A 17988-nucleotide genomic window follows, 5' to 3' on the forward strand; every position below is an offset into this window, starting at 1 on the left:
TATCGATAAACGGGGCTTGTTGAATTTTATTTATTTTAAGGAATAATATTTTATTCTGTCAATAAAATGTACGATTTTCGTGAGTCCCCGCCTATAAAATTTCGTGAGTTATGTGCATCCCAAAATCAAAAAAATTAGTTTTAGTAGGATTGTTTTCGGTGTTGTTTGGCGCTCATGCGCAGCAAAAGGATTCTATACTAGGAACCACACCGCTAACGACTGCTTTACTGGCAGCAACAGATAGCCTCGCTCAAGAGACAGTGTCAGACCAAATAGAAGGACTGGAAGGCGCTAAACTACCAGAAGCACCCTTCTCTCTTTTTAAGACAACTGAGTCAAAGCATTACGATTTAAAAGATCATAAAGCTGCCGCTAAATTCGATAGCCTATGGATGAAAGAGCTGCTGCATAACGCTTCTCTTTTTGACGAAATGTACGAAGAGGTGGTCAGTGTCGATACCGACACTACCAATACGCTTCACATAGAGTTAAACACCGATACGCTTAAACTCCGTTTGGAAAGGTTAAATCATAAAACACCCTTTAATGTCGCCTATAATCCATCTTTGGAAAAAGTCATTAAATCTTTTTTGACGAGAAGGCGAGGTCTCATGGAGCGTATGATGACAGCGAGCCAATTTTATTTTCCGCTTTTTGAACAGAAACTTGACAATCATGATATTCCTCTGGAAATGAAATATTTGGCTATTGTTGAATCTGCGCTGAATCCAAAAGCAAGGTCACGTGTTGGCGCTACGGGGTTGTGGCAGTTCATGTATGGAACTGGGCGCGAAATGAAATTGAAGATAGACAGCTATGTAGATGAGCGTAGCGATATAATAAAATCTACTGAAGCTGCTTGTAAATATTTAAACAGGCTCTACAGTATTTATGAGGATTGGGATTTGGCACTGGCCGCGTATAACTCTGGTCCTGGCAATGTAAATAAGGCAATAAGAAGGTCTGGCGGACACCGGAACTATTGGAACCTCAGGAGCTATTTGCCCAGGGAAACCGCTGGGTATGTGCCTGCATTCTTGGCTACTATGTACATATTTGAGTATGCAGAGGAGCATGGTATACGAGGAAAAAAAGCAGAACGAAATTATTTTGAAACTGATACCATACATGTTAAGAGCCTGATAACCTTTAATCAAATAGCTGAATTAACAGGTATGGACAAAGAGGAGATTGCGCTTTTAAATCCGTCGTACAAGTTAGAGGCAATACCTTATATAACAGGAGAAAAAAACGCCTTGCGATTGCCTTGGGATGTAATGGGTAAGTTCGTTGCCAATGAGGAGGCGATTTATGCCCATGTGAAAAAAGAGTTAAAAAGTAAGGAAAGTCCCTTACCTAAGCTTGTTCAGCAGGCAGAAGGAAACAGGATACGCTATAAGGTGCGTAGTGGTGATTTTTTGGGAAAAATAGCCGAGCGTTACGGTGTGGGTGTTAGCCAACTAAAGCGATGGAATGGTCTTAGGAGTAACAACTTGCGTATTGGGCAACGATTAACCATATATCCGAAAAGAAACGGAAAAATCTCCGTAACACCTAAAAACCCGCCTTCTAGAACAGCTTTAGCTACTAATAGTAAGGTGCACGAGGTACAGAGTGGGGACTCCCTTTGGACCATTTCTAGAAAATATCCTGGAATTAGTATTGAAAATTTACGAAAATGGAATGGTATTAGCGGTAGCAATCTAAAACTAGGCACAAAGTTGAAATTGTGTGATTGTTCATCCTAAACCACAAATCCAAAAATGAAAAAATTACTTACCCTAAGCCTAATTTCAATACTTGTTTTATCTTCTTGTAAAGATGGTGAGAAGCAAGATTACTTACCAAATTCTATCGGAGCTTATAATACCCTTACCATAGTTATAGAAAACGAACTATGGAAAAGTGAGGTAGGGGATAGAATACGAGAAAATTTTGCCGCTCCGGCTCTGGGACTTACTTGGGACGAAGCGTTATTCAGTATTACTCAAGTACCGCCACAAGTATTTACCGGAGCAGTAAGGAACACGAGGAACGTGCTTTATGTAATGGAAGACTCTTTGGATATAGCGCATATGAAGTCAAACATGTTTGCTAAACCACAAAAAGTAGGGGTACTCAAAGGACGTAGTAAGGCTGAGATAATTGAAAACCTCAATGAAATGGCCTCAGAATTTATTGAAACATTCAAAAAACAGGAAATAGAAGAAGCGCAAAGACGCTTTTTAAAGTCTTTGAACAAAGAAAAGGCACTTGAGGAACATTTGGGAATAACATTAAACGTTCCTTCAGCATTTAAAGTAGGAAGGGAGGAGGATAACTTTATTTGGATTGATAGGCAGATACAAAAAGGCACTATGAATATTATAGCGTATAGTGTGCCTTGGAATACGTTCGATAACGATAGCACCTTTGTACAGGATATTATAAAGATGCGTGATTCTATCGGTAAACTATTCGTTCCTGGAGCGGATATTCCTGGAAAGGAGAACTATATGATTACCGAAAAAGCTTTTTCACCCTACGTATTCCCTGCAGAAGTCTCTGGAAGAAAAGCTGCTGAGGTCAGAGGAATATGGGAAATGTCTGGATATCCCATGGCAGGACCTTTTATAACCTATATCATTGATGACAAGCCAAACGATAGAAAACTAGTATTAGAAGGCTTTACATTTGCACCAGCTACAGCGAAGAGAGACTATATGTTTGAGTTGGAGGCCGTACTTAAAACCCTCAAATTCAACACACCATAAGCAACATAAGATTCAAATCATATAAAAAAGCTTTAGGAATCTCCTAAAGCTTTTTTATATGATTTTGTTCTAAAGATTACCAAAGGCAAATCCTGTAGACAGTCTAAAAATAAATGCGTAAATAGTAATTGCAATTAAGGTGAAGCACACAACGGTCCAAATTTTAAAATAGTTTTTTATAATGAGGTGTTTCCAGTTTTTAAATGCTTCAATATAAATTTCTTTTACAAGTAGAATTTTTTCCATAAGTTGAGGGTTTTGTGTTCTTAACAATCAAATATCTATTTTTTTACGGAAGACCGAATATAGATTAGACCAAACCCTTATTTTTTCTGTTGAGCGTATACCTTAATTTTGAAAAATCTGTGAACGGTTGTTTTATCCGATGAAATAGTAGCAGTTTTTCCATTGGTTTATTTTCTGAAAGAAAATGGATTAAAGCCTTTCTTTTTCTAGGGTCAAAGAAACTAAAGATATTTTCAATTACGATAGGATAAGAGAAAGAAACCATCGAGGTATATATCGACGGTTTCAAAATGTATGTGAGGAAATGTTTTACATATTTACTATAATGAATTCTGATCTACGGTTTAGGTAGTGTTTTTCTTTTGAGCAATTAACCCTACCGTTACATTCGTTAAGCAATTGTTGTTCTCCGTAACCTATAGCGCTTTCGATACGCTTGGCATCAATACCTTGGGAGACAATATACTTCTTAGTAGCTTTTGCTCTGTTGTTTGAAAGGTAATCGTTATATACCTTACTACCTCTAGAATCGGTATGGGACCTAATCTTTATGACCATATTAGGATAATCCGTCATTACTTCGATAAGCTTATCCAATTCTCTAATTGCATTCGGTCTGATATAAGATTTGTCAAAATCAAAATGAATCATTCCTATTTTCAACTTTCGAATACCATCTTCTACTGCGATCATTGCCTTGATCTTTTTCATGGCAATGTCTACGTGAGTGGTATCATTTTCCGTAGTAGTTACCTCTAGCTCGTTTACAAAAAATATTTTCTTATTCGTTTTTAAGATGTACTTGGTATCTGCATCTAAATCCTCGAATATAAAGCTACCGTTCTCACCTGTTTCTATTTCCTTCAGTTTAACATTGTTTTCATCTAGGAGTTGTACCAATGCTTTAGGCATAACATGGCTTGTAACGAGCTCTGTAACGACACCCGCTATAGCATTTGTGGTAACTTCTTCTGCGATGAGGTGTTTAAAGGAATAGATGTCATCAAAGCCTTTACCACCTTCGCGGTTAGAAGCAAAAAAACCTTTTTTAGTTTCTTTGTTTATAATATAAGAGAAGTCGTCCTTATTACTGTTAATCGGCTTCCCAAGATTTTTTACTTCCGAAAATCCATTTTCTTTGTCAAATAGCGCTTCGTAAATATCTAAACCACCCAATCCGGTATGACCGTTGGAAGAGAAGTATAATTTGTCATCATTAATAAAAGGGAACATTTCCTTTTGTTCTGTGTTTATTTCAGGGCCAAGGTTTTTAGGGGAAGAAAAGCTGCCATCTCTAAGAACATCAACTACGAAAATATCCGAATCACCCATGCTGCCCGGCATATCTGAAACGAAGTAAAGTTTTTTCCCGTCTTTACTTAGAGCAGGATGGCCTGTGGAATATGAGTCGCTATTAAAAGCAACTTCGGTAGCTTCTGTCCATTCACCATCTACTTTTTGTGCTCGGTAGATTTTTAAATGATTAATCCCCTTACTGTCTCTTTTAAGTTTTTTACCATAGTTATTTCTAGTAAAATACATGGTTGTATTGTCAGGAGAGAAGGTCACCGCAGCCTCATGATATTTTGTGTTTATTTGCTTAGAGAATTTTATTGCATTTTTAATATCGGATGACTCTTCGTTTAGTTGTCCTATATATAAATCTAAATAAGGTTGGTTATTCCATTTATACCTTCTAGTAGTTAAAAAGGATGAATCGTTTGCAGAGGCAAATACAACATCATTTTCATTATGGAACATAGGAGCAAAATCGGAGTATTCTGAATTGACACTCAGATTTAGGATTTCAAACTTCTTAGGAGCGTTTAATATTTTATCCAGTACTATTTCGTTTTTTTCAACTTTAGAGGGAGTCTCGCTTTCGCTTAGCATCTTTTTATTATAAAGACGCATAAGTCTTTTTGATCTGGCGTATTTACCGTTTCCTTTTAAGGAATGTGCATATTTGAAAACATTGTCTGCAGACATTTCCTCTTCGTATTCTTCGTACAAAATAGTATACCATTTATAGGCTTGTTCCATATTGGTGTTAAAGTAGTTTGCATCACCTGCTTTTTCCAACACCTCAAAAGAGTAATTGCTATTATCCTGTAAAGCCTGTTCGTAAAAATACGATGCTTCGGCATACCACATTTTATTAAAATACTCGTCGGCTCTTTTAATAAGTTTATTGACCGAGCTTGATGTAGCAAATGTAGAATCCTTTTTTTTCTCTGGAACACTCGTTTTGACTATTGCGTTCTTGGATGGCACTTCCGTATTAGGTAGGCTATTCGTAACTTCGAGTATCCAAACATCATCCTTAAATTTATTATCGAATTTAGATTGATGGTCTTCTATGGCACTTTCCCAATCGTTATGTCGATTTACATATAGATAGAATAGGTCGTTTTCTGGATTTTTAAAAACCCCTGAATCAAATCCTTTTTTAGAAAGTTTCTTTACTAGCTCGCCTAATCTCTTCGATTGACTAAAAACACCTGAAACTAAGTAGAAGCCCTTATTTACGTTTGGGACATCACTAAATGTTCGCTGTGGTATGCCGTTTTCCAAGGCTGCAATAATAAAAGCATCTTGGTTACTAGGTTCTGCATATTGTGGCTGATACGTCTTAGAGACATTCGCCACGGTATTTTGGCTTGTAGCCTTTATTTCTTGGAAGCTTTGTGCAGATACTAAATAGCAGAAAAGAAGCACATAAGCACTTAAATAATTCTTCATGATTAACGCTTGTGTTTAAAATAAACATCAACTTGTTTAGTTATAATTGATTGTTAATGCTTCTGTGCCACTAAAATAGAGGTATTGGAGGAGTAGAATTATCTTTTGTTGTGAAAGCTTGATAATCTGTAGTGTATAATAATAAAAATGATTTATGGAAATTTAAATAGCATATGGGAAAGCAGAAAGTTTCGCTCGATTCTTCCATAAGAAGACAATATAACATTTGGTATATTGTTTAAAATCAGAACAAATTTAAAGACGTATTTGGGCTGGTGTAACTAAAAGTTTACGACTTGCTTCACGTACAAACATTGCAGGCCAAATAAGAGACTTTAAAATTAAAAAGCCACAAAATGAACTTGTGGCTAAGATTTTAAAAAAAAGTATTGTGCGGCTAGTCTTTTTTTGTTTCGTCTAGCTGCTCATCCTCCTTAGAGGCATCTTTAAATTCTTTGATACCACTGCCGAGACCGCGCATTAATTCAGGAATTTTCTTTCCTCCAAAAAGCAAAAGCACAACCAATACTACGATGCCAATCTGCCATGGACCAATAACTAATATTATGTTTGAAAATGTCATATCGTTATGTTTTTAAACTGTAACGAAGGTAATAAAATCTAATTTATATAGCTAGCATATTAACGTATGTAAATGCGAATTACATATTATGAGGAAAATACGCATCTTTGGGAGCTAAACCTATATAACGTAGGTGCTCCCGTACTATTTATATTTTTTGAACGAATAGCTCGTATTTTAATTTCTAAGTTTATCTTTGTTACAATGACCAAAAAGCAAAAAAAAAGAAAGGAAATCAAACGAAAATTGCTTCACAAGTATCGGTTGGTGATACTTAATGAAAGTACTTTCGAGGAAAAGATATCCTTTAAACTAAGTAGGTTAAATGTTTTTGTTACTGGTTCTTTATTAATGATTGTTCTAATTGGCTTAACTATATTATTAATTGCCTTTACTGCATTGAGGGAATATATACCAGGTTATTCTTCGACCAAACTTAAAAAGCAGGCCACAGAGCTTACGTACAAAACGGACTCCTTAGTGCGAATCCTAAGGTATACCAATAGGTATTTAGATAATATTAGAATGGTGCTCAAAGGAGATATAGAAAATAATGAGGTAAACAGAGACTCGTTATTCCAACAATTTAAAATAGACCCCGCATCTATAGATTTAACGCCAACTAGGCAGGACTCCTTGTTAAGGGCAGAAGTTGCCTTGGAGGACAAGTACAATTTGTTTGAAAGAAATTCAGATAAAAAAAGCATGGTGCTTTTTCCGCCAATAACAGGAAGCGTTACCATGCCCTTTAATGCAGAAGAGAAACACTACGCGGTGGATGTGGTTGCGCCAATAGATACTCCAGTAAAAGCAGCTGCCAATGGCACTGTAATTTTTTCAGAATGGACAGCAGAGACTGGTTATGTTATCATTTTGGAGCATGAGGGCGGCTTACTTACTGTTTACAAACACAATGGTTCCTTGGCCAAATCCCAGGGTGCAGTGGTGCAGGGCGGTGAAGTAATTGCTTCGGTAGGAAACACCGGCGAGCTTACAACAGGGCCACATTTACACTTCGAACTTTGGGACAACGGAACTCCGGTGAATCCCTTAGACTTCATTGATTTTAATTAAAAACTATGTTCCTAAAAGAAGTAGCCGCTAAGGTTTTCGCAAGTTATATACATGGAAAGACCCAAAAATGGGTCAATAATCCAATACAAACACAGCAGAGGGTTTTACGGGAGCTTTTAGAAAAAGCTGCCGATACTAAATTTGGCAAGGATCATGGTTTTAAAACTATTCGCTCTTTTGAGGATTTTTCAAAACAGGTTCCAATACGAGATTATGAAGAATTGAAACCTTACGTAAATAAAGTCGTGGAGGGAGAAAGTGATATACTCTGGCCAGGACAACCGGTATATTTTGCAAAAACATCGGGCACCACTTCCGGGGCTAAATACATCCCCATAACAAAGGAGTCTATTAAATATCAAATTGAGGCGTCTAGAAACGCTATGCTCAATTATATTCATGAAACGGGAAAGGCTGGTTTTGTAAATGGGAAAATGATATTTTTACAGGGTAGTCCGGAGCTTCAAGAAAAAAACGGTGTTAAATTGGGCAGACTTTCTGGTATAGCTGCTCATTATATTCCTAATTATTTACAAAAGAATAGATTACCAAGCTGGGAAACGAATTGCATCGACGATTGGGAAACCAAGGTAAATGCAGTAGTAGAAGAGACCAAGGACCAAGACATGACTATAATTGCAGGAATTCCTTCTTGGGTACAGATGTATTTTGAGAAGCTGCAAGAAAAAACCAATCGGAATATTGGTGAGCTTTTTGAAAATTTTGAACTTTTTATCTACGGGGGTGTAAATTACGAACCGTACCGGAAAAAGTTTGAGAGCCTTATAGGAAAGCAAGTTGCAAGTATCGAATTATTTCCTGCCAGCGAGGGTTTTTTCGCTTATCAAAACTCCCAACAAGACAAAGGATTATTGCTGCTTCTGAATGCTGGAATTTTTTATGAATTTGTTAGGGCAGATGAATTTTTTTCGGAAAGCAGGATACGAATTACACTCAAAGACGTGGTCAAAGATGTTGATTATGTCATGATTATATCTACAAACGCAGGTTTATGGGCATATAACCTAGGAGATACCGTTCGGTTTACTTCTTTAAAGCCCTTTAAAATAATAGTTTCAGGAAGAATAAAACATTTCATTTCTGCTTTTGGGGAACATGTGATTGCAAAAGAAGTGGAAGAGGCTATGGTAGAGGCTGCCGAAAAGACAGGAGCAAGCGTAAACGAGTTCACTGTAGCTCCCCAAATTATACCAGAAAACAATCAACTTCCCTATCACGAATGGCTAATTGAATTTGAAAAGGAACCAAATGATATGGCTGCATTCATACAAATATTAGATAAGGCGCTTCAACTTCAGAATAGTTATTATGACGATTTAATAACAGGAAAAATATTGCAGACTTTGAAAATTACGTCCATACAACTAGGAGGGTTTAGGGCCTACATGAAATCTATTGGTAAGTTGGGCGGACAAAACAAGGTACAGCGCCTTTCCAACGACAGGAAGGTGGCAGAAAAACTATTAAGCTACAAACGAGCGTAAAAAACCAAGCAGTAGCAACTTAAATTTTAATCGTAGTTTTGTTTGAAATCCTAAAATGGGAAAAACAGTAACACCATCACGCGCCCAAGAATCTACGAACGCAATTGAACGTTTGTATATTACCATGCGGCACCTTTTTAACCGAGGTTTTTTCAAACCAAATGGCGTTTCGGGCGAAGCACTTAAAAATGCGCTTTTAGCCTTGCGTCCAGAAATTTATGGTTCGGTTGCAGAGGACAAGGCAGAGCTTAACGGACTTGTCTATGTATTAGAGAGACTTCCTGCGGGTATCGAACAATGCAAATTCATTAATCTTACCTCGGATGAAGGTTTTGGGAATTCGCACATGGATGCTATTATACCACCAAAGCGAAGAAGAAATTGTTATCGCATAGATGACGAACAAATGAATATTGAAATTACCAGGGGAAGATCAGATATTTATGATATCCTTACCCACCTGACCTTCCTTTTTATAGAGTCCGATAAAATTTGCAAACGTGTTTTGATTCCTGATACGGAAAGGACCATACGCGACTGGTCTAAATTGGAAGCAACTATACAAAAGGACGAAATAAACAAAGAAGAAAGGGAAATCGCCTTAATCCATACCGCTAATATATTAGGCAGATCCTTTGAGGAAATACTTGAAATTTACGAGAAGTTCAAAACCGAGCAGAATCCAGAGCGTTTTCTTAAAATAATATATTGGTTGGGCAAATTATCCATAGAAGAAGAGATTACAGGGGAGAAGCGCACGATTACGTTTAGTTCCCTTTTGCGAGAAAGTTTAGGGCATCATATTCATGGGGAACGCTGGGCCAACAATATAAAAGAGGTATTAAAAAAGCACAAATTATTAGAGAGACCATTACATATTATTTCCGCTAACATGCACAGCGTAATGAATTCCTTGTTCGCTAGAAAAGCCCTTACAAGTGATTTTAAAGATGTCAATTCACTCGAAATTTATAAAGCGTTAAGTAGTTCCGATAATGGGGAGTTAAGGGACAAAGTAAAGAAAGTAGCAGAAGAAAATGGAATGATTTCCTTGGACGATACTTCAGGAACCAATATTGACGTCCAGATTTTTGATGTGGCTAAATTTGGTTCTGGAGTTTGTTGTTATGATGTAAAAGAGGAACCGGACGAAACAAAACCCGTTATTTTTGTGATGGACTATGCGTTTGGGGAGCAAGCCTATGAAACTATTGATGAATTGTTGAGGCCCTTTGCCAGTAAAAAGGACAACGCTATTTTCTTAAATGTAGCCTCTATTTCCATTATGGGAAAAGCAGGAATACTTGAAGGGGGGAAAGGAGATTTAATGATTCCGTCGGCGCACATTTTTGAAGGTACGGCTGATAATTATCCATTTAAGAACGAGCTCTGCGCTTCAGATTTTGAAGGGTACGGGTTAAAGGTTTTTGAGGGAACAATGGTTACGGTGCTAGGAACTTCCCTACAAAACAAGGATATCCTAAAGTTTTTTCACAAATCCACGTGGAGTGTCATAGGGTTAGAAATGGAAGGGGTGCACTATCAAAAAGCCATACAATCCGCTTCCAGGATTAGAAAAAGTATACGAGAAGACGTAAAGGTAAGATACGCCTATTATGCATCGGACAACCCCTTGGAAACAGGAAGCACTTTAGCTTCTGGAGGGCTTGGAACTACAGGGGTAAAACCTACCTATTTGATTACAGACAAGATTTTAAAACAGATTTTTAATTCATAGTATAATGGCAGAAAAACAACCAACTAATCCCCAAAACAATTCCGACGAAATAGACTTGGGACAATTGTTCCGTATGATTGGAAAAGGATTTAATAGTTTGTTTAGTCGATTTTTAAGGTTTTTTCTTTATTTAAAGAAAAATGCTATTATCCTCATTGGACTTATTGTTTTAGGTGTTGTTGCTGGTTATGTTTTAAGTAAAGTAACTTCTAAAAAATACAAAACAGAGGTTATTGTAAAGCCTCAAATCGATAGTAAAAACTATTTATACGATGTAATTGATGAATTGACGGCTAATATAAAAGCTAAGGATACTGCTTTTTTTGAAACCATTGGGATGCAAGCTCCTAATTTTAATGGGTTAGAAATTACTATCAATAAAGTAAATGGAGAAATAAGCACAGAAAATGATGAACAATATTTAGAAATGCTTAAAAGTTTTGAAGACACGGATGCTATTGCTGACATTGTTAGAGCTGAACTCCAAAACAAGAGTTCTTATAATCATAGGATTACTTTTTATTATAGGAATAAAGAAAAAAGTAAAGAGTTTATAGAAGGTGTTCTGAGATATATAAATACTAATCAATACTTTAAAGGACTTATTGCCATTTACAGGGAAAATTCCTTATCTAGAATTGAGGAAAACAAACAAGTATTAAAACAGCTTGATGAAATTATTTTTAATTACTCTAAGCAGATTGCAAAATCTGAAAGTTTCGCAGGTAACGATAGAATAATTATGGATAATAAAGAAACTGTAAACATAACGGGTTTGTTTAGCTTAAAGAATAGTTTGATAGCAGATATAGAAAGTAAGAAAATAGAAATAGAGCAAAGAAAGGAAGCGGTTAGAATTATTAATTTAGGAAAGACTCAGCAGGTCCAAAAACAATTTTTCGGAAAAAAAATAGTCTTTATACCTCTGTTTTTAATTGGGTTATTTTTTATGGTGTCAATCGTTAGATTTTTAAATAAAAGAGCTGCTGAAATAATCTGATGTTTAAAATGAGTTTGAACAACCTGCAAAAAACAATATTAGTTACTGGGGGTGCTGGATTTATTGGGAGTAACTTTATTCCCTATTTTTTAGAGGCCAATAAACACCTTAGTGTTTTAAACCTAGATAAACTTACTTATGCAGGTAATTTAGATAACCTTTGTGTTGTAGCAAATAAGAAAAGATATTCTTTTATTAAAGGAGATATAACCAATAGACAAATAGTTGAAAAGGTTTTTAAAGAAAATCAAATAGATGGTGTAATTCATTTTGCGGCAGAATCTCATGTAGATAATTCTATACATAACCCTGGTAGTTTTATAAAAACGAATATAGATGGCACATTTGTTTTGTTAGAAGCCGCTAAAGACAGTTGGGGAGAACATAATATTGATAAACGATTCCACCACATATCTACAGATGAGGTTTATGGTAGTTTAGGTCAATTTGGTTTTTTTACAGAGGAAACACCATATGCTCCAAACAGTCCATACAGCGCATCTAAAGCAGCTTCAGATTTTTTAGTAAGAAGCTATGGTAAAACCTATGGTTTAAATGTTGTTACCACAAATTGCTCCAATAATTTTGGACCAAAACAACATGATGAAAAACTCATACCTACGGTTATTAGAAAAGCAATAGAGCTTGAAAAAATTCCGATATATGGGAATGGAAAAAATATCAGGGATTGGCTTTATGTAATTGATCATTGTGAAGGTATTAATGAGGTTTTTCATAATGGAAAGTCTGGCGAAACGTATTTGTTTGGTGGAAACAATGAATACAATAACCTTCAGATTGCCAATAAAATATGTAGCATATTAGATATTATCAAACCAAGACCATTTGGAAGTTATATGGAGCAGATAACATTTGTCACGGACAGAAAAGGTCATGATTATAGATATGCAATCAATGCACATAAATGTAAAGAAGAATTAGGTTGGGAACCAAGTGGTAATTTTGATTCAGTATTGAAGAAAACTGTTCAATGGTATATAGAAAAATATAATAAGCTAAAAAAATGAAAGGAATTATATTAGCTGCGGGATTAGGAACACGTCTTGCGCCACTTACATTGGTAATAAGTAAACAACTCATGCCTGTTTATGACAAACCAATGATATACTACCCATTATCAACTCTCATGTCTGCTGGAATTACAGAAATTTTGATTATCACTACGGAGACAGATGCACCTTTATTCGTAAATTTATTAGGCGATGGATCTCAGTTTGGCTGTTCATTTAGTTATGCCAAGCAAAAGACTCCTAAAGGTTTAGCAGACGCATTTATTATTGGAGAAGATTTTATTGGAACAGATAAAGTTGCTCTAATTTTAGGTGATAATATTTTTTATGGTTCAGGATTATCAAATATATTACTCTCAAATACTAACCCAGAAGGTGGTGTTATTTATGCTTATCATGTTAATGACCCTAAACGGTATGGAGTAGTAGATTTTGATATTTATGGTAATGCTACCTCAATCCAAGAGAAGCCTAATTCTCCAAAATCAAACTACGCAGTACCTGGCATCTATTTTTATGATAATAAAGTGGTTAATATCGCAAAAAAGATACGTCCGAGTAAAAGAGGGGAGTTAGAAATTACCGATGTAAATAAAGAATATCTTAGAAATGGGAATCTAAAAGTTAGTGTTATGGATAAAGGTATAGCTTGGTTAGATACAGGTACTTTTACTTCTTTGATGCAGGCTTCCCAATTTGTACAAGTAATTGAGGAAAGACAAGGCTTGAAAATTGGTTCAATTGAGCAAGTAGCTTATGAAATGGGTTTTATATCTAAGGACCAATTGCATAGGTTGGCGGAACCATTAAGGAAAAGTGGATATGGTGAATACCTACTTCAACTCCGTTAAACTAAAAAATTATAGTTTTTTATAGTATAAAGGTTTATTCAAAAAGTTGAACTAATCTGGTCAACTCTGTGATTTGCCAACTGTTCACTTATTTCCGTTTTGAATGATTTTCTTTGGTTTAAAGAAATAAAAATCATGAGATAATTCAGAGTTACTATTTGAAAAACAAAAAAAACCTTTTACGGAACATTCTGCAAGAGAATTTGTAGCTTGTTCCTTACTGGAATTATCGTATTTTTGTTAATATACCAACAGCGATGTTTTTACAACAAACTAATTATTACAAATGAATTTTAAAGGTAAATCACTTCTAATAACCGGGGGTACAGGTTCTTTAGGAAAGGCATTAACAACACATATTTTATTTAAATATCCAGAAATAAGAAGGCTAATTATTTTTTCTAGAGACGAACAAAAACAATTTGTAATGGCTCAAGAATTTCCAATAAATGAATTTCCTCAGATACGATTTTTTATAGGAGACGTACGAGATAAAAGTAGACTTGCAAGGGCATTTAAGGGTGTAGATTACGTTATTCATGCTGCTGCAATGAAACATGTGCATTTAGCGGAGTATAACCCAGAAGAGTGTATTAAAACAAATATTGGCGGCGCCCAAAATGTAGTTGATGCATGTTTTTCTACGAATGTTGAAAGAGTGGTTGCTTTATCTACAGATAAAGCTTGTGCGCCAATAAATTTGTATGGAGCCACCAAGTTAACTTCAGATAAATTATTTGTAGCCGCAAATAATATTAAAGGAGATAGCCCTATTCGTTTTTCTGTTGTTAGATATGGAAATGTTATGGGCTCTAACGGTTCAGTAATTCCTTTTTTTATTAACAAGAAAAAAGAGGGCTCATTACCTATAACCGACCCTAACATGACACGTTTTAATATTTCGCTTCAGGGCGGTGTAGATATGGTAATGTACGCTTTAGAAAACGCATGGGGCGGAGAAATATATATCCCCAAAATTCCATCTTACAGGATAATGGACGTAGCAAAGGCAATTGGACCAGATTGTAAAAAACCTATTGTTGGGATTAGACCAGGAGAAAAGGTACACGAAGAAATGATTACCACTTCCGACTCATATTACACTTATGATTTAGGTAGATATTATGCAATATTACCCGCTACCCATAAGTGGACGACAGATGACTTTATAACAACATTTAAAGCCAAAAAAGTAGCTGAAAATTTTAGTTACAATTCAGGAGAAAATGATGTTTGGGAAACTGTAGAAAGTTTAAGATCGCTTATCAAGGAGCATGTAGATTCAAATTTTGAGGCATAGTAATGAGTAATAAAATTATACCCTACGGACGGCAGAATATAGAGCAAGACGACATAGATGCTGTAGTTTCTACTTTAACTGGAGACTTTTTAACACAGGGTCCAAAGGTTAAGGAATTTGAAGATAAGTTTGCAGCTTATGTGGGATCCAAGTTTGCGGTAGCTGTTTCTAATGCTACTGCTGGTTTGCACATAGCCGTTGCCGCTTTAGGATTAAAAAAAGGAGAACGTGTTATTACTAGTCCAATTACATTTGCAGCTTCGGCCAACTGTGTAAGATATTCTGGAGGAGAGGTTTGGTTTGCAGATATTAATCCAAATTCTTATTTGTTATCGTTCGATAGTACAAGACAACTTATAGAAAGCAAACCTAAAGGGTTTTTTAAAGGTATAATTCCAGTAGATTTTGCAGGGTTACCAGTAAACCTAGAAGATTTTCATGAATTAGCTAAAGAACACGGCCTTTGGGTTATTGAAGACGCAGCCCATGCCCCAGGAGGTTATTTCACAGATTCTAATAATCTTAAACAAAATTGCGGTAATGGCATTTATTCGGATCTTACTGTATTTTCTTTTCATCCAGTAAAACATATTGCCTGTGGTGAAGGTGGTATGGTGACAACCAATTCCGAGCTACTTTATAACAGCTTGTGTTCGCTACGAAGTCACGGAATCGTAAAGGAAAATATGAAGGAAAACCACGGCGGATGGTATTATGAAATGCAAGAGTTAGGTTATAACTATAGGCTTACAGATATTCAATCTGCTTTAGGAATTACTCAGCTTGCAAAAAATAATGATGGTTTAGCAAGAAGAAATGAAATAGCGGATAATTATAAAAAGGTTTTTAGAGGTAAGGTAAAATTCCAAAGTTTACCAAAAAATACTTTAAATGCACATCACTTATTTGTTATAGAGGTTGATGATAGAAAAGCGTTGTACGAATTCTTAAGGACAAAAAATATTTTTGCACAAATACACTACATCCCTGTTCATAAACTTCCTTATTACAAGGAGATTGGATATTCAGGAGCAGACTTAAGCCATTCAGAACACTATTACTCTAAGTGTATTAGTTTGCCTATGTATCCAAGCTTAACGAACGATGAGCAGGATTACGTAATTAATTGTGTTCATGAATTTTATAGCTAATACTTTTTAATTCAGCCGAATTTATTTTTTTTCAATTGTATATTATTTGTCGAAACACAGGTATAAGTGATTAATATTATTGGTTGCCATTTAATCTTTCTAAATAGCATGGAAACCAGAATATATTTTACTTGTAATGGGTCATATCTAAGAAACTATATTTTAAATTACCCAGAGGAGGAGACAAAGAAAAAGTTGAATGATGTGTGGTTAGAAAATTCAAATATGGACGATATTTATTTTTTGGATTATAGTAATAATGATAAATTTAATTTGAAAGACTATTATGATTACATACATCTAAATAGTAGGGGAGCGGACAAATTTTCTATTATTTTAAACCAAGACATATCAAATTTATTAAAAGACAAAAATGCTTCTAAATTCTAAAATAGGAATCGGCACTGTTCAATTTGGATTAGATTATGGGATTTCAAATAACCAAGGAAAGACTTTAGTTCATGAAGTATCAAAAATTTTAGAGTTTGCTATAAATAACAATGTTAATTATCTTGACACAGCATATGCATATGGCACTGCTGAGGAGGTAATTGGAAATTTTAACTTAGATAAGTTTAAGATTATTTCTAAATATGTATCTAATTCAAAAAATACACTAGAAGAACAAATAGCAACTTCTTTAACAAGATTAAATCAAAAATCAGTTTATGGATATTTAGCCCATAGACCGTTAGATTTGATAGATAACAATAAAGAAAATTGGAAAAAGTTACAGCAACAAAAAGCTAGTGGTACAATAACCAAAATAGGCGCCTCTTTTAACACGATAGCAGAAATAGAGAAGGTGTTAGATTCTGGTATACAGTTAGATATAATTCAAGTTCCATATAATTATTTAGATTCGAGGTTTGAAAATTATATGAAGATTTTATCTAAGCAGGGTTGTGAAATACACACTCGCTCAACATTTTTACAAGGTCTCTTCTTTTGTAATATAGATAAACTGGATTCGTTTTTTAATACAGTTAAACCTATTTTAAAAGAAATCCAAAAGTTTGAAAACCTATCTGGTTGTTTGTTGCAATATGTTTTAGAAAAAGAATATGTATCCGTAGCAAATATTGGTGTTAATAATTTAGAACAATTAAAGAATAATTTGTTGTTAATTGGAAAGGAGAACAACAGATTACTTAACACGGATTTTAAAATTAAATCTGAAATATTAATGCCTTCTAATTGGCCTAAAAAAATAAACAATGACTAGCATATTTGATTTAACCGATAAAGTTATTATTGTGACTGGAGGTTACGGCCACTTGGGCAGTGGAATAGTAAACTCTTTGTTAGGCTTTGGCGCTAAAGTTATTGTTGCGGGAAGGACAAAAGAAAAATATCAAGAAAAGTTTAAAGACATTAAAAAGGCTAATTTGTTTTTCGAAAAATTTGATATTAGTCAAAGTGGTGAGGATTTCATGAGTCAATTCAAGGAATTTAAAAGTAAATACGGATCTATTGATGTCGTATTTAATAATGCACATTTTGCTAGAGGGTCTAACCAAGAAAATATGTCAGATGAAGACTGGAGCTATACCATGGAGGGTGTATTGGCATCTGTCCAAAAGAGCATAAAGGCTTCCATTCCAATAATGAGAGAGCAAAAGCATGGTAAAATTATTAATATAGCGTCCATGTATGGACATATAAGTCCAAACTTTAAACGATTGTATGAAGGTGATGATTGTGAAAAGTACACTAATCCGCCACATTATGGAGCAGCAAAGGCAGGTGTAATACAGCTTACCAAGTATTATGCTGTTCTATTAGGTAAAGAGAATATTTATGTTAATGCTATTTCTCCCGGACCTTTCTCTAAGGACCAAATTCAAGAAGATAATCCTGCTTTTATAAAAAAATTAGAGCAATCTAACCCATTAAATAGAATTGGACAACCTAAAGATTTAGCAGGGATAAGTGTATTATTAAGCAGTGAGGCTTCTAACTTTATAACAGGACAGAATTTTGCTGTTGATGGTGGTTGGACAATTTGGTAAGA

16 protein-coding genes are annotated in these 17988 nt (G+C 35.1%); 13 read left to right on the top strand and 3 right to left on the bottom strand.

What is annotated here, in order from left to right; genetic code table 11:
• Positions 1-110 precede the first annotated feature (110 nt).
• Both Q360_RS0107505 and Q360_RS0107510 read left to right on the top strand, forming a co-directional pair.
• Complete coding sequence (locus tag Q360_RS0107505) at positions 111-1748, top strand: LysM peptidoglycan-binding domain-containing protein (protein ID WP_027076537.1); 1638 nt, start codon at positions 111-113, stop codon at positions 1746-1748.
• A gap of 15 nt (positions 1749-1763) precedes the next feature.
• A complete protein-coding gene (locus Q360_RS0107510; RefSeq protein ID WP_027076538.1) occupies positions 1764-2753 on the top strand; it encodes a DUF4837 family protein in 990 nt (329 codons plus the stop codon).
• Between the two features lie 69 nt (positions 2754-2822).
• On the opposite strand, the gene Q360_RS26115 is transcribed toward Q360_RS0107510, so the two are convergent.
• From Q360_RS26115 to tatA, 3 genes are all read right to left on the bottom strand, one after another.
• Positions 2823-2999, bottom strand: coding sequence for a DUF6747 family protein (locus Q360_RS26115; RefSeq protein WP_169734637.1), 177 nt, complete (start codon positions 2997-2999; stop codon positions 2823-2825).
• 309 nt (positions 3000-3308) lie between these two features.
• Complete coding sequence (locus Q360_RS0107525) at positions 3309-5741, bottom strand: OmpA family protein (protein ID WP_027076540.1); 2433 nt, start codon at positions 5739-5741, stop codon at positions 3309-3311.
• A 397-nt stretch (positions 5742-6138) separates the two neighbouring features.
• Positions 6139-6324, bottom strand: coding sequence for a twin-arginine translocase TatA/TatE family subunit (gene tatA / locus Q360_RS0107530; RefSeq protein WP_027076541.1), 186 nt, complete (start codon positions 6322-6324; stop codon positions 6139-6141).
• A 204-nt stretch (positions 6325-6528) separates the two neighbouring features.
• Here tatA and Q360_RS0107535 point away from each other — a divergent pair, with 204 nt between their 5' ends.
• The 11 genes from Q360_RS0107535 (at position 6529) to Q360_RS0107585 (ending at position 17986) form a co-directional block, all read left to right on the top strand.
• Positions 6529-7398, top strand: coding sequence for a M23 family metallopeptidase (locus Q360_RS0107535; protein WP_027076542.1), 870 nt, complete (start codon positions 6529-6531; stop codon positions 7396-7398).
• A gap of 5 nt (positions 7399-7403) precedes the next feature.
• Entirely contained in the window at positions 7404-8903 is a 1500-nt protein-coding gene (locus Q360_RS0107540; RefSeq protein WP_027076543.1) for a GH3 auxin-responsive promoter family protein, read from the top strand.
• Positions 8904-8958: 55 nt separating this feature from the next.
• Entirely contained in the window at positions 8959-10641 is a 1683-nt protein-coding gene (locus Q360_RS0107545; protein ID WP_027076544.1) for a DUF6909 family protein, read from the top strand.
• Between the two features lie 4 nt (positions 10642-10645).
• Positions 10646-11641, top strand: coding sequence for a hypothetical protein (locus tag Q360_RS0107550; protein WP_027076545.1), 996 nt, complete (start codon positions 10646-10648; stop codon positions 11639-11641).
• A gap of 8 nt (positions 11642-11649) precedes the next feature.
• Entirely contained in the window at positions 11650-12669 is a 1020-nt protein-coding gene (rfbB, locus tag Q360_RS0107555) for a dTDP-glucose 4,6-dehydratase (protein ID WP_156950046.1), read from the top strand.
• On the top strand, positions 12666-13523 hold the full coding sequence (gene rfbA, locus Q360_RS0107560) for a glucose-1-phosphate thymidylyltransferase RfbA (protein ID WP_027076547.1): 858 nt from the start codon (positions 12666-12668) through the stop codon (positions 13521-13523). Before rfbB ends, rfbA begins: the two co-directional genes overlap by 4 nt.
• Before the next feature lie 286 nt (positions 13524-13809).
• Positions 13810-14823 carry a UDP-N-acetylglucosamine 4,6-dehydratase (inverting) gene (pseB, locus tag Q360_RS0107565; protein ID WP_027076548.1) on the top strand — a complete coding sequence of 338 codons (1014 nt, stop codon included), beginning with the start codon at positions 13810-13812 and terminating at the stop codon, positions 14821-14823.
• A 2-nt stretch (positions 14824-14825) separates the two neighbouring features.
• Positions 14826-15974: a UDP-4-amino-4,6-dideoxy-N-acetyl-beta-L-altrosamine transaminase gene (pseC, locus tag Q360_RS0107570; protein WP_027076549.1), complete on the top strand. Its 1149-nt coding sequence runs from the start codon at positions 14826-14828 to the stop codon at positions 15972-15974.
• A 108-nt stretch (positions 15975-16082) separates the two neighbouring features.
• Positions 16083-16364 (top strand): hypothetical protein, encoded by a 282-nt coding sequence (locus tag Q360_RS0107575; protein ID WP_027076550.1) that lies wholly within the window; start codon positions 16083-16085, stop codon positions 16362-16364.
• On the top strand, positions 16348-17199 hold the full coding sequence (locus tag Q360_RS22725) for an aldo/keto reductase (protein WP_051554626.1): 852 nt from the start codon (positions 16348-16350) through the stop codon (positions 17197-17199). Before Q360_RS0107575 ends, Q360_RS22725 begins: the two co-directional genes overlap by 17 nt.
• On the top strand, positions 17192-17986 hold the full coding sequence (locus tag Q360_RS0107585; RefSeq protein WP_027076551.1) for an SDR family NAD(P)-dependent oxidoreductase: 795 nt from the start codon (positions 17192-17194) through the stop codon (positions 17984-17986). Before Q360_RS22725 ends, Q360_RS0107585 begins: the two co-directional genes overlap by 8 nt.
• The last annotated feature ends 2 nt before the right edge of the window (positions 17987-17988 follow it).

The organism is Maribacter antarcticus DSM 21422, from assembly GCF_000621125.1.
GTDB lineage: Bacteria > Bacteroidota > Bacteroidia > Flavobacteriales > Flavobacteriaceae > Maribacter > Maribacter antarcticus.